General features: G+C 39.3%; 16 protein-coding genes. 4 read left to right on the forward strand and 12 right to left on the reverse strand.

Features of this window, described 5'->3' with window-relative positions:
* Positions 1 to 95: 95 nt before the first annotated feature.
* The 4 genes from ABD915_RS05140 to ABD915_RS05155 all read right to left on the reverse strand — a co-directional run bounded on the left by ABD915_RS05140 (position 96) and on the right by ABD915_RS05155 (position 4957).
* Complete coding sequence (locus ABD915_RS05140; protein WP_425548188.1) at positions 96 to 1085, reverse strand: DUF2125 domain-containing protein; 990 nt, start codon at positions 1083 to 1085, stop codon at positions 96 to 98.
* Between the two features lie 229 nt (positions 1086 to 1314).
* Positions 1315 to 2061 carry a glutamine amidotransferase gene (locus ABD915_RS05145; RefSeq protein ID WP_345116095.1) on the reverse strand — a complete coding sequence of 249 codons (747 nt, stop codon included), beginning with the start codon at positions 2059 to 2061 and terminating at the stop codon, positions 1315 to 1317.
* 92 nt (positions 2062 to 2153) lie between these two features.
* Positions 2154 to 3758: a heme biosynthesis protein HemY gene (locus ABD915_RS05150; RefSeq protein ID WP_345116098.1), complete on the reverse strand. Its 1605-nt coding sequence runs from the start codon at positions 3756 to 3758 to the stop codon at positions 2154 to 2156.
* An 11-nt stretch (positions 3759 to 3769) separates the two neighbouring features.
* Entirely contained in the window at positions 3770 to 4957 is a 1188-nt protein-coding gene (locus ABD915_RS05155; RefSeq protein ID WP_345116102.1) for a COG4223 family protein, read from the reverse strand.
* A gap of 391 nt (positions 4958 to 5348) precedes the next feature.
* Between ABD915_RS05155 and tsaD the strand changes: the two genes are divergently transcribed.
* The 3 genes from tsaD (at position 5349) to ABD915_RS05170 (ending at position 9325) form a co-directional block, all read left to right on the forward strand.
* Positions 5349 to 6443, forward strand: a complete 1095-nt coding sequence (gene tsaD, locus ABD915_RS05160; RefSeq protein WP_345116159.1) for a tRNA (adenosine(37)-N6)-threonylcarbamoyltransferase complex transferase subunit TsaD — start codon at positions 5349 to 5351, stop codon at positions 6441 to 6443.
* A gap of 485 nt (positions 6444 to 6928) precedes the next feature.
* Positions 6929 to 7357, forward strand: a complete 429-nt coding sequence (locus tag ABD915_RS05165) for an EVE domain-containing protein (RefSeq protein ID WP_345116105.1) — start codon at positions 6929 to 6931, stop codon at positions 7355 to 7357.
* A gap of 1284 nt (positions 7358 to 8641) precedes the next feature.
* On the forward strand, positions 8642 to 9325 hold the full coding sequence (locus ABD915_RS05170) for a response regulator transcription factor (protein ID WP_345116107.1): 684 nt from the start codon (positions 8642 to 8644) through the stop codon (positions 9323 to 9325).
* Between the two features lie 13 nt (positions 9326 to 9338).
* Here the strand turns inward: ABD915_RS05170 and ABD915_RS05175 are convergent, their stop codons facing one another.
* The 5 genes from ABD915_RS05175 to argH form a co-directional block, all read right to left on the reverse strand.
* On the reverse strand, positions 9339 to 10163 hold the full coding sequence (locus tag ABD915_RS05175) for a class I SAM-dependent methyltransferase (protein WP_345116110.1): 825 nt from the start codon (positions 10161 to 10163) through the stop codon (positions 9339 to 9341).
* Positions 10164 to 10384: 221 nt separating this feature from the next.
* Positions 10385 to 12808 carry a TIGR02302 family protein gene (locus ABD915_RS05180; protein ID WP_345116113.1) on the reverse strand — a complete coding sequence of 808 codons (2424 nt, stop codon included), beginning with the start codon at positions 12806 to 12808 and terminating at the stop codon, positions 10385 to 10387.
* A gap of 116 nt (positions 12809 to 12924) precedes the next feature.
* Entirely contained in the window at positions 12925 to 14199 is a 1275-nt protein-coding gene (gene lysA / locus ABD915_RS05185; protein WP_345116116.1) for a diaminopimelate decarboxylase, read from the reverse strand.
* Between the two features lie 8 nt (positions 14200 to 14207).
* Positions 14208 to 14387 (reverse strand): LPS translocon maturation chaperone LptM, encoded by a 180-nt coding sequence (gene lptM, locus ABD915_RS05190; RefSeq protein ID WP_345116119.1) that lies wholly within the window; start codon positions 14385 to 14387, stop codon positions 14208 to 14210.
* Positions 14388 to 14446: 59 nt separating this feature from the next.
* Positions 14447 to 15847 carry an argininosuccinate lyase gene (gene argH / locus ABD915_RS05195; protein ID WP_345116122.1) on the reverse strand — a complete coding sequence of 467 codons (1401 nt, stop codon included), beginning with the start codon at positions 15845 to 15847 and terminating at the stop codon, positions 14447 to 14449.
* A gap of 32 nt (positions 15848 to 15879) precedes the next feature.
* Here argH and ABD915_RS05200 point away from each other — a divergent pair, with 32 nt between their 5' ends.
* The gene (locus tag ABD915_RS05200) at positions 15880 to 16575 is read left to right on the forward strand and encodes a TlpA disulfide reductase family protein (RefSeq protein ID WP_345116125.1); all 696 of its coding nucleotides are present in this window, start codon (positions 15880 to 15882) and stop codon (positions 16573 to 16575) included.
* A gap of 1 nt (position 16576) precedes the next feature.
* Here the strand turns inward: ABD915_RS05200 and ABD915_RS05205 are convergent, their stop codons facing one another.
* The 3 genes from ABD915_RS05205 to ABD915_RS05215 all read right to left on the reverse strand — a co-directional run bounded on the left by ABD915_RS05205 (position 16577) and on the right by ABD915_RS05215 (position 19513).
* On the reverse strand, positions 16577 to 17071 hold the full coding sequence (locus ABD915_RS05205; RefSeq protein WP_345116162.1) for a YaiI/YqxD family protein: 495 nt from the start codon (positions 17069 to 17071) through the stop codon (positions 16577 to 16579).
* A 12-nt stretch (positions 17072 to 17083) separates the two neighbouring features.
* Positions 17084 to 17938 (reverse strand): YihY/virulence factor BrkB family protein, encoded by an 855-nt coding sequence (locus ABD915_RS05210; RefSeq protein ID WP_345116128.1) that lies wholly within the window; start codon positions 17936 to 17938, stop codon positions 17084 to 17086.
* Between the two features lie 642 nt (positions 17939 to 18580).
* Positions 18581 to 19513, reverse strand: a complete 933-nt coding sequence (locus ABD915_RS05215; protein ID WP_345116130.1) for a prephenate/arogenate dehydrogenase family protein — start codon at positions 19511 to 19513, stop codon at positions 18581 to 18583.
* Positions 19514 to 19998 lie beyond the last annotated feature (485 nt).

A 19998-nucleotide genomic window follows, 5' to 3' on the forward strand; every position in this document is an offset into this window, starting at 1 on the left:
GTCTACATTTTTAGGCATAGCACCCAAAATAAAAAATTGCGCTTTACCTTCGCAGTAAAGTTGAGGGCGCAATTTCAAAACGCTCCCTTTCAGACTTAAAGTGGTGCAAGGCGACCAAGTTTTAAAAAACCTAATTGTGCCCACCCATGGGTAATCAGCAAGGAGAGAACGGGGTATCCATCTGCATTTTTAGGCATAGCACCCAAAATAAAAAATAAAGCTTGAAGGTTGTTAGCTTGCTCAGGAAACAAGTGCTGCATAGTGGTAAGAAGCTCCATATGCTTCACCAAGACAAGATCAAATTTTGCTGTTAAATACCCTTCATCATCAAAGGAAAATGGCCCCTTTACACGCAAAACACCACCTGTATGAAAAATCAATTCACCCTGCTTTAAAAGTCCACTTTTCCCATACAAGCGCTGTTTCCAATTGCTTTCTCCATTTTCAAACAAATGAAGGACATCATTGAAAACCCATTTCAAATGGCCATCAACTTTTGGAAAGTCAGCAAAGTAAGGTGCAAAAAACATAGAAGCATCAAAATCATCGAAAGTAAGATGTCCCGATAAATGATTCTTCTCCTGTTTAAGATCAAGTCGCACGAACTCTGCTGTTATTTTTTGGGGTATATTCTTTTGGTCTAACGAAGGCCCAATTACATCTTGGGCATCTCTCAAAGATGCTTGATCTGTAGTATTTTCTTGTGTTGTCTTTTTGTCTACTGCCTGTGATGTCAACGCTCCCTGAGATTTCTGATTTTCAAGAGACGACGCAATATTAGAAGAAACTTCAAGGCCCTCAGCCATAAGCTTAAATGTCTTACCCGTTCTCCAATAAGGTTCTGTTTCGATCATCAGATTGCGCCAGTGTGACTCTATGGGAGCTTTTCCCTCAAAAACAATTGATGCGGGAGAATGGACATTTAACTCTACCCAATGAGGGGTATAAATCGGAGCACCAACTGTTAAACGTCCAGTTGATAAAGAAAGCCCGTGCAAAGGCCAAGCAAATTGAAATTGATCACAAACAATACCGATACGTAACGGATAACCATTCTTGCGTAGATGTTCGCATACAGCTGTCATATCCCGCGAAGATGCATTTGCGAGTATAACGGAAACACGATCTTCTATTTTACGTGAAAAAAAAACCAGATCGAGCTATAAACGAGCATAAAAATAAAACAAAAAAAACCACAAAGCAGATAACGCAAAGAAAGATTTTTCCGGAATGATGTCAATTGAGAAAACATAGACAAAATTAAAGTTTTCCTTATCTAACAATAAAAATCAATATAAACGGTGTTCTTAAGACTTATGCGTGTGTGTGTGACACACAAAAAATCTGTCGCAATGCATCTTCAAACCATTTGCTTAAAGCCTGATCATAGATTAAACGGCCTTTCAAATGTGCAGAAGCCGGCTGAGCACCTTTTTCAGTTAATTTATGCGCCGAACGGATCACCAAACGTCGCATCATAGCACGCGTGAATTCAGCATGAAATTGTAAGCCCCACGCATTTTCTCCATAACGGAAAGCTTGTGTAGGATATGCATGCCCCGTCGCTAAAAGCACTGCTTCTTTAGGTAAATTATAAATCCCTTCATCATGAAAATGGTAGACCATTTCTGGCCAATTCATAAGTTTTTTTCCTTGCGAAGTTGCTTCCAATGGGTACCAGCCGACTTCAACAGTCCCATCACTTCTTGTACCAACACGCCCCCCTAGATTTCGTGCTAACATTTGTGCTCCAAGACAAATACCCAAAAAAGGCTTATTTTCTTTCAATGATAAAGAAATCCAATCAATTTCTTCACCAATATATGCTTCACTATCATTCACACTCATCGGTCCCCCTAGAATGACAACGCCAGCATAATGCTTTAATGTATTGGGAAGCTTTTGTCCCAATATAGGACGATAAATATCAAGAACGAAACCACTCTTTTGCAAAAATTTTCCCAAACGACCAGTATATGTAGATTGGCGATGAACAACGACTGCTATTCTTGGTTTGTTGTTTTTTTGATTTTTACCACGACAGCTTTGTATCAAAAACATTTGTAACCAATCACCCCTGCAATTAATTTAAGTTTAATTTTTTTAAACATAAAAGAATAATTTCGATAAACACTTTTCACTCTAGTTCTACTTTATCTAAATAACCGAAATTTCTTTTTTGATAAAGATGCCTCATCTTCTTCTGTTTTAATGCCCGGATCATCAACATTTAAGTGCGTTTGGCTGAGTAGCTCTCTATCTTTTTTCTTTATATCTTGTTTGTTTGTCTGAACATGATGCACAAGACCATCTCCTAAAGCTGATACCTCTTCCAGCAACTTCCCTTCAACAGCAGCAGTTTTTTCCACGACACCTTTTTTATCTTCTTCATCATCTTCTTCATCTTGTTTATCTTCTTTATCTTGTATTTTCGGCACAATATTGTCCATCTCTAATGTGAGAGGAGGCCGGCAGGGAGGTGCTTTCCATTCAAAGCATCCCAACCGTCCACTTATTGGAGAAACCACGGCCCAAGAAGAAAAAATAGACCCATCACACATCCATACGGGATCACGTTCAGCACGCAATGCCAAAGAAAGCCATTGCCGCACCGCCCCTTGATTATTCCCTTCTGCTTCTTCAATATCTGCTAGCAACAAATAAACACTTTCCCGCGGATGATATTGAAGTGCTTTTTGTGCCTGTTCTCTTGCTAACACTCTTTCACCAGCATCTAAAGCAGCTTTAGCAATGAGGAAAGCTGATTCAAATGTGTCTTTGTTATAAGAAGCCAGTGTTTTAGCTTTTTTTAATCGCCCAACGGCTCCCTCTTCTCTTTCAAGATAAAGTGCTCCCAAATCAGGATGCGGATCTTTCTGCCAAGCGGCAATAATCATTTTATCAGCTTTGCGCGTTTCATTTAGTTTATAAAGAATATCAGCAGCAATAACCGTTATAGGCACAAAATCAGGTGCCAATTTATGTGCTTTCAAAATAGCTGTACGCGCATCTGAAGGATGCGTGTTAAACAGATGAACTGCTTGTCCGCTTAACAGTAAAGCCTGTATATGATGACGCTGGACAGTCGAACGAACAGAACGTGGCAAAGCTTTTTGTGCCCGCTCAAACACATCGAGTGCTTTATCCCATTGCCCGCTAGCACTCAACTGATCGAGCACTGCTTGATTCGCCCACAAAAGTGCTGGTGACAAAGCCAATGCTTCTTCTGCATATTGTTGCGCTGCTTCATAAGCATTTGTTTTCATTGCTTCACGAAACAAGCCATACAGCCCAGCCAATTTTGTTGGTGGTTCCTCTCTCATCTTTTCATAAAGACCAATGGCGCGAACAGAATCATTTTGCAAAGACAAAGTTTGGGCTTGTAAAAGTTTAACCAACGGCTCTTGATGACTTGGAAGATATTTTTCAACACGTGCCGTCATTTTTTGTGCAGCAACACCATCACCAGCAAAAACGGCAAGAAATCCCTGTGAAAGCGCTTCATAACCCCGCCTTTTGTGGCGTTTATAAAAATAATTGGAGAAAGCCCTAGGAATGGAAAAAAGTACAGACAAAATCCACCACAGAAGTGCTAAAATTCCAAGAAACAAAATGAGCAGGCTTAAGAGTGTCAACAATGAAACGGAAAACCGAAACTGCAAAAACGTTATGACAAAAAGAGCATTGTGATTAGCAACCCATCCAAAAGCGAGACCAAACACACATACAACAAAAGTATAAATCAAAACACGTATCATCTTGAGCCTATTTACATCTTTGTTGCTTTAAAAGATCCTTGTTGCGCAGACAGCAACAATTTTTGGAGAAGATGATGAACAGCAATGTGTCTTTCAAGTTGATAAACAAAGTCATCCGAAACATCTTTTGCACTTTGGGGCAATGTTTGCCATTCACTCAAAGCCTTATCGTAATCACCCGTTTGAATAGCAACTTCCATCCGCGCGGCAATCGCTCCTAGTGACATACCTTCAACATTTCCAATTGGACGTGAGACAACCAGACCTTTTATCCATGCTAAAATCCGTTCAAAAAGACCTGCATCTGGCGCAACACTATTTTGCGTACTAACGATAGCATCCGCAACACGCGCAAAATCAGCTGAAAGTTGTGCTGAACGTGGAAGACCTGTCGTAGCTGTTTTTTGTAACAGATCAAGTCCCTCGATTGAAGGTGATAGTTGCTGTAATATTTCCAATTCATTAACATAAGATCCGCCGCGTTCTATGGCATTTTTTAGCGAACTGATTGCAATAAACAATGCAGTATTTATTTTTTCTTTCTCATTATTTTTAGCAACAATTTCTTCCTGCATAACGTTTAACTGTTGCTTTAAAGCAGTAAGATCATTTGCATTATTTTCTCCAGCGGACAAAGCCGCTTTCATCTCTTTTGATATGCTCACTAAATTTAACACAGTCTCTTCAAGACCACTTACTTTTTCTTCTAAAGCTGCAAAGGCTTTTCTGCTTTCTTCTTGTGAAGTTTCATCATCTTGAAAGGTACCAAGCTTTTGTGATGAAAAAGAAGAAAGCTCTGCTTTCAATGCATCAATTTCTTGAAGCACACGCCCCAATTGCTGCGCTGTCTCATCACTTTGGCTTTTTGCCGTTTCTGCAATCTGTAAAACTTTTTCTCCACCAGCACGATCATCCACCGAAAAAGAAGGAAGAAAACCCGCCCACTGTACCGCCATCCCCAACCCCAAAGCAATGAGACCACCAATAATTCCTGAAATTGGCAAAAAAAGCCAAGGTATATCAAACGTATGCTTATTCTGGGTACTTTGCTCGCTTTGTTTTTCTATCGCGTTTAATTCTACGGAGTTTTGTATTTTTTGCTCTGAATCATGGTTCAAAGCTTCATGTTCAATCACAGGCTTTTTACGGCGTGTACCAGTATAATGTGGTTTAACTTTTGGTTTCGAAGAATCTGCCATATTAGTCACTTTTTTCGTACTTCTTTTTAACAATAAAATAACAAAATGAAAAAAGCTTTAAAAATTAAGCATTTCTCAAACAACATATCTTGTTTTACACTCTTTCTCTCAAGAGTATTTCTTCGTCAAAATTCTTAACAATTTATCCCTCTTAATCCCTCTTAGAGATCATTACAGTTATATACTTTTATAAACAACCTTTTTAGAAACACATCATCATTTTATACTGAAAAACATCCCTTAATTTTTTGTCAACAAAGCAATTATAGCAAAGAAACAACTAAAATTATTTTTCTCACTGAGAGATCAATTTTAAGAGAAGTCCTTTGCTTCTTTACCTGTCCGTGGTACCCACCCATGAAAGAAGCTTAAACATAAGGTTTTGTCTGAAATGCGCCTGTTAGGAATAGAAACAAGTTGCGATGAAACTGCCGCCGCTGTTATTGAACACAACAATGAAGGAAACAGTCGAATTCTTTCTAATATTGTTTGGAGTCAAATTGATCACCATGCACCTTATGGCGGTGTTGTTCCTGAAATTGCCGCCCGTGCCCATGTTGAAATTCTCGATAGCTTAATTCTCAAAGCATTAACAGAAGCAGATACAAAATTAAAAGACATTGATGCCATTGCAGCCACAAGTGGTCCTGGTTTGATAGGAGGGCTTTTGGTGGGCGTTATGAGTGCAAAAGCACTGTCTCTTGCCACAAGAAAGCCTTTTATTGCCGTGAATCATCTGGAAGGCCATGCTTTAACAGCTGTCCTAACGCATAATGTCTCTTTTCCCTATTTATTGTTATTGGTCTCAGGTGGTCATACGCAAACAATTCTTGTTCACGAAGTGGGCAATTACCAGCGTTTAGGCACAACCATTGACGACGCATTAGGAGAAGCTTTTGATAAAACAGCAAAACTCTTAGGCCTTCCTTATCCTGGTGGCCCAGCGCTTGAAAAAGCGGCTTTATTGGGTGATAAAAATCGTATCCCTCTTCCACGACCTTTAAAAGGTGAAAAACGGTTAGATTTTTCTTTTTCGGGCCTTAAAACCGCCGTTCGGCAAGCAGCGACAGCTATGGCTCCTCTCACAGAAAATGACGTTGCTGACATTGCGGCAAGCTTTCAAGCAGCCGTTACCGATACAGTATATGATCGCGTTCATTTGGCTTTACAACATTTTACCTTCCAGTATCCCCTCTCTCGTTACCAAGGACGTCGTCCTCCTGCTTTAGTTGTCGCAGGCGGAGTAGCCGCCAACCAAGCCATTCGATCTACGTTGCAAGAACTTGCGCATCAACATGGTTTTGAATTTATCGCGCCTCCTCTTTCTCTGTGTACCGACAATGCTGCAATGATTGCTTTTGCTGGTGCGAAACGGCTTATAAGAGGAGAAACAAGTTCCCTTGATATTGCCCCTCGTTCACGTTGGCCATTAGATGAAAAAGCCGTTCCTTTAATCGGAACAGGACGCCGTGGAACAAAAGCATAAGAAAAATAGACTAGCCCTCCATAATTAATAACGAAGCACAGTATGAACCATCACCATTTAGCCCCTCATTTGTTTCCATTATCACTGTAGGTCCTTAACCTTTTAGAGACTGCTTTTTTTGCCATATTTCTCCAACTCAATAATACTTAATATTAACTGGACTTTCCAAACCACTATCAAAAGAATAATTGAATTGCGCACACTCAGCCGATTTACTTTAAGCCTGCTTTTTCACACACCGGTGTATTTTTCTTCTGACAATGAATTTTGAGCCAAAATAGCTTCACACAAAATAAAAAAACACCTAAAAAGCATAGTTCATTCCTTGACCAAAATCTCTTCTTTCGAAAAAGGAAGGAACAAATTGATGATGAGTATTTTTATCCCATTTTAAATCAAAAATCGTACTTTATAGTGCTATACAGATGCATATAAAAATACCCATAACTTATGAAATGCAGCAAAGTTTATGAAAAGGAGATCACATGGCTTATTGGCTTTTTAAATCTGAACCCCATAAATGGTCATGGGACATGCAGAAGCAAAAAGGTGCTGAGGGCGAACAATGGGACGGTGTACGTAATTATCAAGCCCGTAATAATATGCGTGCAATGAAATATGGTGATAAAGGCTTTTTTTATCATTCAAATAAAGGATTAGAAATCGTAGGCATTGTAGAGGTCTGTGCTGAAGCACATCCTGATTCTACAACCCCTGATCCACGTTGGGAATGTGTAGATATTCGTGCTCTTTGTGATATGCCAACGCCTGTTTCATTAAAGCAGATCAAAGCAAATCCAAAACTGGTAAATATGGTACTGGTCAATGCCAGTCGCTTATCAGTGCAACCTGTCACAAAAGAAGAATGGAAAGAGATCTGTTTAATGGGGAACCTTAAAAGATCTGATTTATAATAATAATTTATTATTTTGATAGTGAATTAGAGCACCGAATACAAGAATGTTTTTTTGTTTCTATCCCTCTTATTCAGAACCAAAATTGTTTGCTTACGCCGTATATAAAGAGATTGATGTGTGAAAAAAATCATTTAAGAAAAGAAGGTAAGATCAAGAGCGAAAAACACAAAACACTGTAGCGATCTTTTACTTTATAAGCTTAAGAACAGTGGTACTCAGGGGGTTACGGGGGTTACCTTATACCATTTATGGAGCTAGCGCCCAAAAGATAAAGATTGGGTGAAAGATGAGATGCCTCTAAAACAGGTATATGTATGAACAACGCAATAACGTACCGTTCTTTGGAAAGAGCGTAATCCCACCCAAATGAGAGAAAAAAACAAAAAGATGAGGCTTTATGTAATCTCCACTATTCAAAAGCTATTGCTTTGAAATTCTTTCATTTTGTGACAATTCTTGCATTGAAACGGTTCATGAGAGGTATATTAGTCCCTTTCTAAAATGGTTTTTACCCACATGCCAATCCCACTTGTAACTTACAAGGGAATGGCTGTAATTGATTCAACATAAACAGGTTTCACATAAGAGAATCTTACAGTAGTCAAAGAGACTAATTCAATATACAAAAACATGAATTATCATTATAAATCAATCTATTATCAAGATAAAACAATAAAATATGCGGCAAAAGACATTCCATATGTTCCATATCACGACAAACGCACACAACACATCCTTTCTGTTGGCATATAATTTTCTTGTGCTACACACATAAAGATAGCACTCTCTCTTGCCATTTTCTCTCTGTACCCTTCCACTCTAAAATCAAAACAATTTCATAAAGTCTATCTTCACACTATATTTCTTCAACACTATTACAATAAGTGAAGACATACAAAGCGATTATAATTGGCACCACCACGCGCGCATCACAGCAACTATTCTGCACTCGAATACAGTAAAAAGGTAAAACCAAATAAGAAATAATAAGGATTGTCGTGAAATCCCCCTAAAAATGCATATATGCTAAGGACATCGCACTAGAACTTTCGCGCTTAAAAGCAAAAATACCGCGGTACACGCCTTAGAGCACAAAAAACAATCCCGCCCCATATATAAAAAAACTGCGTACAATTATCTGCTTGTCAGCGCATTACCATAAAAGCAACAAAAGTTTGTTTTGTATAGGATTTCTTTTTTAATTCTCCTTGCATGAAACCCCATTTTCATGAAACTACTTTCAGTTAGTCAGGGCATCAACATACCTTATAAGGAAAACAAATGACCATATATACCCTTTTAATCGTTGAAAACGATGATGATCTGCGCCCTATTTTGGTAGAACAATTGCAAATTCATAAAGAATTTAAAGTTTTCCAAGCTAAAACAGCTGCAGCAGGAATCGCAATAGCTAAAGAGAAAAACATTGATCTCGCTATTTTTGGTATTGAGCTCCCTGATCTTGATGGCCTTAAAGCCGTTAAAAAATTACGCACCCAAGGATTTCGTGCTCCCATTATCATGATCACAAATTATGATACAAATTGCGATACCATTTTAGATCTTGAAACAGGCGCCAATGATTATGTGAAAAAACCCTTTCGCTTTGCTGTATTGTTAGCGCGAATCCGCGCACAATTGCGCCAATACGAACAAAATGAAGATGCAGTTTTTTACATTGGTCCCTATACTTTTAAACCTAGACAAAAACGCCTCATTGATCAAGATAACAACCAAATTCGCCTCACAGAAAAAGAGGCAGCGATTCTTAAATACCTCTGTTGCACCAACGAGCACATAGTGAGCCGTGAAACATTGTTAGAACAAATTTGGGGATATAATGAAAATATTGTAACACACACGTTAGAGACTCATATCTATCGTTTGCGACAAAAAATTGAAAAAGATCCTTCCAACGCACAAATTCTCATTACGGATCACAACGGATACCGTCTTAATCTTTAAATTTTATCCAAAGTTACTGCTTCAAAAACGATTTTGTTGCCATTAATTTTTCTTCTTTGAAAGCACCATAAAACCTACACGAGAGAGAGCTTTCACGTGCTTGTGGTGATAACGCAGGCATAAAGATACGCCGTGACTGGCGACGCTGAACAAGCAAACCTTGATAAACACGCTTCTGAGCTTGACAGATTAAGAGTCCACCAAAATAAGGTAAAAGATGGCGTGCAACTGGTTCATAAAGAAAAGAAAACAATCGCGAAGCATAACCTGAGGAAGGCGTATAATGTACAATTTCTTGCACTGGTCCAGAAATAAAATTTGTTTTTTCGAATAAACGAGCAATCTGTTGCCGACTATAAGGTTCACCGTAACCAAAGGGGGTACAAGCATTACGCGCCCAAAAGCCGGAGCGATTAGGAACAATAACAATCAAGTAACCATTGGGAGCCAAAACACGCCATATTTCATTCAGTGTTTCGAATGCATTTTCTGTATATTCAAGTGCATGTACCAATAAAATACAATCAATCGAAGCATCAGGAAGCGGTAAATCTTCTTCAAAAACAAGTGCTGTCGCAACCTTATCAGCACAAGGCCAAGGTGAAGCCCCCTGAGCAGCAGGCATAAAAGCAATACATTGTTGTGCACGTGTATACAACGCAGAAAGATAAGGGAGTGCATAACCAAGCCCCATGACCCGTTTATCAGCAAGATCTGGCCAGCACAAATTTAACTGATCACACAGCGTCTCCTGTACGCGCAGTCCAAGTGCAGAAGCGTAAAAATCTCTCAGTGTGACTATATCCAACTCAACATACCGTATAGAAACAAATTTCAAACATCACAGGCTTCATATACCCTGCTTATATGGACTTTTACTTTTTCTCCGCAATGGCGAAAACTTTAATATTTCATATTTTAAAGCAAAATGGCTTCAAAAGCAGCATAGAACATTTCCATAATCATTGCACGAACGCACTTTATCGCATTTAGCTTTAAAACTTGCGCTCCATAAAGAACTCCCACTGCACACTTTTTGGCTAAGAGAAAATCAAGTGATTAATTAAAACGAAGCAACCTTTCAAGATAGTTTTTTTCTGCTTCTGGAATATGCTCCTTACCAAGGCGTTTGCGAATTTCATCCAAAATCTGCCGCGCACGCATTTGATCACTTTCTGGTGGTAGTGCCACACCTTCTTGCTCTTGAACAGGCTTTGAAGAGAGAGAGCGTCCTAATGGATCTTCTTCTTGACCAGAAACAGCATTTTGATTATTTCCTGCTTTTTTGAGGACTTCACGCGTTTTTTCTAAAATATTTTGTGCACCTTGCCTTAAGGCTTCTAAAGCATCTGACTGATTTTGTATGGATTTTTGGTGATTTCCGTTACCAAGAGCATCTTCTGCAGAATTCATTTTCTCTTCTGCCCTTTTCAATGCGTCACTCTGTTCAATTCCCTGTTCTGATAATTCTTTTTCTAGCGTCAATAATTCAGATTGCAACTCAGCCTGACGTTTTTTTAAAGATCTGCTTTTATTTTCCGGCACATTTTCACCACGTCGTTGTTCCATTTCTAACTGATGTGTTTCATTGAGAATTTCTTGCTGACGACGCATCAAATCTCCAAGATGATCCATTTTCTCTTTCATTTGTGCGAATTGGCTCTCACTCTGTTTCCCAGTTTTATTGCCTTTTTGCACTTGCAAATGATCGAGAGTTTGTTCGACTTCAGCCAACAACTGTTCAGCTGCTAAAGAGGAGCCCATCTTAGCCATTTCTTCAATTGAATTCAATTTTTGCTGTAATGTATCTTCTGAAAGATTTGGACGACTAGAACTGTTATTACTCTCTTGTGCTTTTTCAGCCAAAGTATGAATATAATCATCCATAGCTTGGCGTAAATCCGCCATAAGCCGCTCAATTTCTTTAGCTGGAGCGCCGTAGCGCAGTGCATCACGCAAAGCAGCTTGTGCTTGTTTTAAATTTTTCTGAGCAGATTCAAGTTGATTGCCTTCAATACCCAAAGCAATCTGCCATAAATAATTGACCACATCGCGCAAATCGTCTTCTGTCTCTGCCATAGAAAGCCTTGTCCATGCACTCTGTAGAGCAAGTAAATATGTTGCATTTTGAAGCCCATCTTCTGGACGTACCAACAAAGCAGAAAGCATATCGAGTACTCGGTCTCTTGCTAAAGGATTAAGAGCCAATAAACGACGCAATTCACTCACTGCACGAGCGACAGGATTGGAAAAAATACGTTGCGGTAACGTCATAACAAAAGTTTTGCTACGGCCTTGCTGCCCAGCACCATCTTCTGCCACCAAAGTAATTTTGACTTCTAAACCAGCCCATGGATGATTTGACACATCCTGAACCATCCGCATTTTACCCTTTCCAGCACGCGCTAAAAGAAGGTTTATTTCAGGTGCTTTATAAAGAGAGACAGTATTTTTACGGTTGTCAAGAAAAGGCTCTATTTCAACAAAGGCCTTTGTAACTCCATAATCATCATTCATCTCATACTGCAACTCTAACGAACCAGTCAAAATTCGCCCTGGCTTTTCCACCCAACGAATTGTTGGATGCTGATCCTTAATCACCTGCAAATACCATTGCTGTTGCTTATGGCGCGATGATACAGATAAATTGATTGAATGTTCCAAGTGTGTTTCAAAATGAACAATTGGATCATTCAAAACCATCTTATCGCTTTTTTTGGAAAACAAAACCTCGTGACCATCCTCTTGAGAGAGCGCCTTTACTGTAACGCCAGCACCATCGACAACACGCACAACGAGATCACTCCCTTCAGGAACTGTAAACTGTGTTGTCTCACCTTGTGTTAAATAAAGAGGTGCAACCCCCGTATAAGCAGGCGGTGTTACCCAAGCATCAATCCGCATGGATGTTTCATCGACCAAAGGACGGAAATCAAAAGCATCTGCCAAACGTCCCCCCAAAGAGCCAAAAGAAAAACTAAAAGCGCACACAAAAAGGAGAACACATAAAGCCCTCAAAGCCAAAGGATCACAAGCAGCACTATTAGGATAGGCAAATCCTGTTTTTAAATGGTACAATTGTTCGGCCATGCGGCGTTGATGTTCGCGCCAAACAATCGCACGAAAGCCTTCATCATGTTCGGGATATAAACGATCTGTTTGAACGTCTAAAGGCTGATTTTTGAGGCCATTTGCTTGTTCAATACGTCGATTAACTTCTCTAACAGCCGGAAACCGAAAGCGAATAAGAAAAAACAAACTTCCCACGGCAGAAAAAAGCATAAGCCCAAGTAAGAATAAATGTGGCCAATAACTCAGAATGCCAAAAATGCCAAACCAACTAAGCGAACAAAAGAGACTAAGAATCAAAAAAAACGGCAACAACCGTAGCCATATCCGCTCAAATGAGAGGATACACCACATCAAAATGCGCACACACAAAAGTTTCATTTCTGTAAAGCTTTTGATGTTTTCATCTCTCATAGACAAACATTTGTTCCCTTTTACAGTGGTAAATTAAAATCATAAAACGCATACAAGACAATTTCCAGAAAATAAATTGTCTCATCAAAGTTTAGTGGAAATAAGACCAAAAACATTTAAGGATGCTCAATCCAGTCTGGAATATGATCGCAGCCTATCAACTGTGTGTAATCAAGGCGAGGACGAATAATCGCAGAACGTGTATGCTGAATAAGAACCTCCGGCACCAAAAGCCGGCTATTATAGGTGCTTGCCATCACCGCACCATAAGCCCCCGCTCCCGTTATTGCCAAAACATCACCCGCTTTCAATACCGGCAAAGAGCGTTCCAATCCTAAATAATCACCGGTTTCACAAACAGGACCAACAACATCTGCACGGATCAGCGGAGCATTCCTCGGCGCTTCCTTCACGAGCATCACATTCTGCCACGCATCATAAAGCGTCGGGCGCATAAAATCATTCATTGCCGCATCAACAATAACAAAATTCCGTCCTTCCCCCTTTTTTAAATACACAACCGATGTGACCAAAACACCAGCTTCACCAACAATACTACGCCCAGGTTCTAGGATAATATCGATCCCTAAAGGCGCAATATATTTCTTCACCAGCTCTGCATACGCAAAAGGAGATGGCACTGGATATTGCTCATGACCATAAGGAATACCAAGCCCGCCCCCAATATCGATATGGGTTATCGCATAACCCTCATTCCATAATTGACGTACAAAATCTGCGGCAATAATAAATGCATCTTCAAACGGCTTTAAATCACAAATTTGACTACCAATATGGAGATCAACGCCACACACATGAAGACCGGGCAATTGGACTGCTTTTTTATATGCATCACCTGCCAACGATAGTGGAATACCAAACTTATTCTCAGATTTGCCTGTTGTAATTTTCTTATGAGTCTTAGCATCGACATCAGGATTAATACGCAAAGAAATACGAGCTGTTTTCGAAAGCGCAACAGCCCGTGCCGATAATTGTTCAAGTTCTGGCTCTGATTCAACGTTAAAACAATAAATATCTTGCGCAAGGGCAAAGTCTATTTCTCTCACTGTTTTACCAACACCAGAATACACAATACGCTGTGCAGAAATACCAACAGCAAGTGCGCGCCGTAATTCCCCTTCTGAAACGACATCAGCCCCTGCTCCATTGTTTGCTAAAATTTGTAAAACCGCTTGATTGGAATTCGCTTTAACTGCATAAGCAATTAAACTCGGCATATCGCGAAATGCCTTTTGATAATCTTTTAAATGCGCAACGATTGCGTTAGCTGAATAACAATAAAAAGGTGTTCCAACTTCCCGTGCAAGTTCCAAAAGCGAAAGACCTTCAGCGTGGAGCACACCCTGATGATAAGAAAAAAAATGCATAAAAATCCCTATTGTATCAACCGATCAAGAATAAAAGGTTTATCTGTTTTGCCTTGAGGAACAAATGTTCCTTGTGAAGAATCCGCTACTGTTGAAGGAGGTAATTCTAATGCCCCTTTACGCCCACACCCAACGATAATAATGCTTCCCCAAAGGACAATTGCTAAATTTTTTAAAATGATTTTCATACGCCCTTTTCTTTCCTACTCATATCTCTTTTCATTTTCTGCGTTTAAAATAAAATCACTCAGGCGGTTATAAGACGTTTTTTCCAATAAGCAATTTGGTGAAGCACTTCTGAAGGCGCAGTACCCCCAAAACTTTTGCGACTTTTGACTGATTTTTCAACTGTCAAAACATCAAAAATTGTCGCATTGATCTCTGGACATATCATTTGAAGCTCAACCAATGATAAATTATTCAGACCGCATCGTTTTTTTTCTGCTAATGCCACAGCAGCCCCCGTAATATGGTGTGCTTCACGAAAAGGAAGCCCTAATTCACGCACAAGCCAATCAGCAAAATCGGTTGCGGTTGCATAGCCAGAATCAGCTGCTTGTTTCATAGCTTCTTTATTGACTTGCAAATCAGCAATCATTCCTGTCATTGCTGCTAAAGATAATTGTAAACTCCAAGCCCCATCAAACACATATTCCTTATCTTCTTGCATATCCTTAGAATAAGCAAGTGGTAAGCCTTTCATCACCGTCAACAGCCCCATCAATGCGCCATTTAGCCGTCCCACTTTAGCCCGCACAAGTTCTGCAGCATCGGGATTTCTCTTTTGTGGCATAATGGATGAACCGGTTGAAAAAGCATCCGATAAACGAATAAAATGAAATTGTGCACTTGACCAAAGAACGATTTCTTCCGCTAAGCGTGAAAGATGCGTTGCACAAAGAGCAGCAGCGCTTAAAAATTCCAAGGCAAAATCACGATCCGAAACACTATCAATTGAATTGCGTGTTGGCTCTCGAAAGCCTAGTGCTTTTGCTGTCATAAAACGGTCAATTGGAAATCCTGTTCCTGCTAAAGCAGCAGCTCCTAAAGGCGATTCATTCATGCGCTCAACCGCATCACGCATCCGCGATAAATCGCGACCAAACATTTCAACATACGCCATCATGTAATGGCCAAATGTTACGGGTTGTGCCGATTGCAAATGCGTAAAGCCTGGCATAAAGGTATCAACATGTTGTTCTGCTCGAATAAGCAATTGCTCTATCAATCCTTTTAAAGCTTGGGCTATCTTTTGCGTTGCTTCACGCACCCACAAGCGAAAATCAACAGCCACTTGATCATTGCGTGAACGAGCTGTATGCAAACGCCCTGCGACAGGACCAATCAATTCGCTCAGCCGCGCTTCAATATTCATATGAATATCTTCAAGCTTTCGTGAAAAAACAAATTTACCGTCTTCAATTTCTTGGCGAATAAGTTTCAAACCATAAACAATTTTTTCATAATCTGATTGTGAAATGATCTTTGTTTGCGCTAACATTGCCGCATGAGAAAGGGAACCTTCAATATCTTGTCGATAAAGTTTTTGATCAAAATCAATTGAGGCGTTAATTTCTTCCATAATTGCAGCAAGCCCTGCTGCAAAGCGACCACCCCACATTTGGTTTTTTAATTCCTCATCTGTCATACTCTAAAAACACCCATAAAAAGGATAAAATTATGATTTCTCAAATTATTATCGGCGAAAAAAACAATAAAAAAAGGCAATTCTCTCTTGCATCTTTTATCATTGCATTGAGTTTATACGCAACCATAAACCACGATAACAAAAGAGAGTTTTTCCTTCTCAATTTCATTTCAGCAGCAAACGCACAAGAAATAAACATTGATAAAGCACGAGCAGAAAAAATGATAGCGATCCGAAAAGCGGCAAAAGGCTTTTTTAGCCACATACGATTTTCTGATACGCTCTCAGACATGAACAAACTCTCTTTCAAGGATATTCAAGGAAAAGAGCACACACTCAGCGAATTGACCGGAAAACCAATACTTGTCAATCTGTGGGCTATTTGGTGTGCACCATGCCGCACAGAAATGCCTGAACTTGCGCAATTAAAACGTGAATTGGGTGGAGAAAACTTTGATGTCATAGCTATTAATATCGATAAAACGGCTTCTCCTGAAAAAATTCAGCAATTTTTACAGAATATTCATGCGGATAATTTGCTTTACTATCGCGATGAAACAATGGATATTTTCAACAATGTTAGAAAACAAGGGCTCGCTTTAGGATTACCTATCACATTTCTTATTGATAAAGAGGGATATCTCATTGCTTCTTTCAATGGTGCAGCTCCATGGGCCAATGACGATGCCAAAGCACTTATAAAAGCTGTTATTGAAGAAACACGCTAACCTAATAAGCACGCCTTTTTAAACGTTGTATAACGAGATCCAACGCAGATAAAAAAGCAGAACGATCTTTGTGACAAAAAGGACGTGGCCCACCTGTTATACTACCTTGTCCGCGCAAATCTTCCATTAAATTGCGCATTGCCAAAGCTTGACCAATTGAATTTACATCAAAAATGCGTCCTGTCGGCGAAAGACAACTCCCACCAGCTTTCACAACCCGTGCTGCTAAAGGGATATCGCTTGTGATAACGACACTAGCCTCATGCACATGATCCACAATCCAGTTATCGGCACAATCAGGGCCTTCAGGGACAATCACCCTTTCAAGAAATGGCTCATCTGGAACAGACAAAAAGCGGTTTGCTACAACAAATGTTTTAAGCTGATAACGGTTCATAACACGATAAATTTCAAGCTTCACAGGACAAGCATCCGCATCAACCAACAAAGTGATAGCAGATTTTATTCGTGTATTCGTCTCTTTACTTTCACGCAACAACAGGTTCTTTCATTCATCTGAATGGTGCAAATGTCCACGGTAAAACATTATCGCCGCATTTATTTCACCTCCAAAAATAAAAATTGCACTTAACATGTAAAGAAAAATAATGGCAACCATAATAGATGCTAACCCTGCATAGGTAGAAATGTAATTAAACATTGTTAAATACTGAGCAAAAGCAATGGAAGCTATAAACCATACAGACATAGTCACCACGATTCCTGGCAAAATATCTATAAATTTCCGTCGCCCTGCTGGGAGCCATTTATGAACAATCAAAAGACTTACAAAGAGAACAACAGCAGCGATTATGTAACGCCATAAACGGATGATACCAATATATTCGGTAATGAAAAAAGAATGATTTTGCGTAATTTTTATCAATAAGGGTGTCAAAATCAACAAAAAGCTAATCACCACAAGACCAATGGCCCCAAGAATTACAAAAAACAAGCTTTGAAAACGACAAAACAACAAACTCCGCTGATCAACCACGCGATAAGCTTTATTTAAAGCCGTACGCAAAGCCTCGATCCCATTAGAGGCAAAATAAGCCGCTCCAATGACAGAAATCGTCAAAACCCCTCTCCGCGGAATAGTTAAGACATTAATAATTTCCTTAGATAAAGGTTCTGCAATGACATCTGGCAACAACTGCACAAGCGCTTTGATTTTTTGCGGCGTGTATGTAAAAGCTCCAAGAAAACTCGCAAGAGATGTTCCAAAAATAAAAAAAGGAAAAAATGCTAAAAGCCCCCACAGTGCAACATGGCTTGCCAACGCACTACCATTATCACGCCAATAGTGCTTTACTGCATCAACAAAAATACGGTAGCTATACCAAAAGATATTTCTTAACAAACCTTAATACTTTCTGGTAAAACTCTTCCTTAGCCTATCCAAGCTTCATAAAAATCACCAAAGCTCTAAAAACACACACTTTTCAATATAAGGGGCAATAATCATTATGGTCAAGCCTCACTCTGTAGCAAAATTGAAAAGAACGAATTGATAAATTTCACGCATCAAGAACCAAAGACGATAAAAATCCGTACATATCAACCATCTATATTGTTAATCAAACCAGTGCACGCGTTCACATAATTTTATAGAAAGCAACATGTGATCATTATGACAAGCTTAGAAACACAACACCTACCTATAATCTTTTTTGATCTCAGTACATACCAACAGCAACTAAAGAGCAATTAAGCATAAATACAGCACACGAGATTATACAGAAAAAGTCGTTACAAGAAAGCAAAGAAAACAGTGTATTACACAAAGCTTTACAATCACTTAAACTTTGTGGTCTGTCCTTTAGATTCCACGATTTCTTTGTGCATCATATGCCACAGATGATAATCTTGCATCCATAGAACCTTTTTGAAGCCTGATTATCTGTACCTCAACAATCGCCTACTTTTTTACAACAATCCGAACTTAAAAGAATATAGATTTCTAGAAAAAACCAGCAAAGTTCAATTAAAAAATCTTAGATTTTTACGTAGGCTCTTTAGAAACACTATGACGCCCAAAATCAGGCGCATCAATTTCCTGCCCCGCATCAATAATATTACGGCGCACAGCACGCGTACGGGTAAAAAAGTTAAACAGTGTTTCACCATCTCCCAAGCGAATTGCTTGCTCTAAAGAAGCCAGCCCTTTACTAAAACGGCTCAACATTTCTAAAATGGCATCCTTATTATGCAAACAAATATCACGCCACATAACAGGATCGGAAGATGCCAAACGGGTAAAATCACGAAAACCTGAAGCAGAATAAGCAATGACTTCTGAATTTGTCACCTTTTCTAAATCACTAGCCGTCCCGACAGTATTATAAGCAATTAAATGCGGCAAATGCGAAACAATAGCCAAAACAAGATCATGATGTTTAGGATCCATCTTCTCGACACGCGCGCCACACGCTTCCCAAAAGGCTGTCAATTTTGCGACAGCAGAAGCATCACTCTCAGCAAAAGGTGTTAAAATACACCAACGATTTACAAACAAATCAGCAAAACCAGCATCCGGTCCTGAATATTCCGTTCCAGCAATCGGATGACCAGGAATAAAATGGACCGTTTTTGGCAATAAAGGCGCCATTTCCGCAATAACCAACGCTTTTGTAGAACCAACATCACTCACGATCGCCCCAGGTTTTAAATGATCACGAACGGTTTTTACGACTTCTGCACTAGCCCCAACGGGAACAGAAAGGATAACCAAATCTGCACCTTCAACAGCTTCTGCATTATCTGTTGTATAAAAGTCCCCAAGTTCCAATTCGCGTGCCCTGTTTAGTGTTTCTGGACGACGTGTTGCAATAGAAATCTGAGCTGCAAGATTTTTCTTTTTAATAACTCTTGCTAAAGAAGATCCAATAAGACCGATTCCAATGAGTGCTATTTTTTCAAACTGAATATGGAGCATCTTTCACCTTTAAAAACTCTTTGAAAACGGCAACAAAGCCAAAATGTGCCCGTCTATTTGTTCAAGAGTTATGTATCAGACATTAAAAAAACCACAACAGACAAAAGAAAATGAATCATTAAAGTGCCATGCATTAATCATCTGCGCAAACCACTAACAGATCATTTTTACCTAGAAAATGCCCCCTATTTGTAAGAAAAACGTAACATCAAGCTCTAAAATTTGTCAATTCACTGCTTATAAGCATTTACCGCAGCACAGAACACTAAATGCTTCATAAGTTTTTGATCAATAATAACAAGCGCCCCGCACAAAATATCACAAGTTTTATTCCCTAAAAGCTCCCCAAAGAATAAGAAGATATCAATACTTCGCAAGTGTTTAAGTTACTAAGTTACATCGCGTAAAACGAAAGCAGAAAAAATCAACACCACTTTTTCAAATGCTGAAAATTCTACTAAAAAACGTATGCAAAAAGATGCCAT

The sequence above is a fragment of the Bartonella jaculi genome (assembly GCF_039543045.1).
In the GTDB taxonomy this organism is placed as follows: Bacteria; Pseudomonadota; Alphaproteobacteria; order Rhizobiales; family Rhizobiaceae; genus Bartonella; species Bartonella jaculi.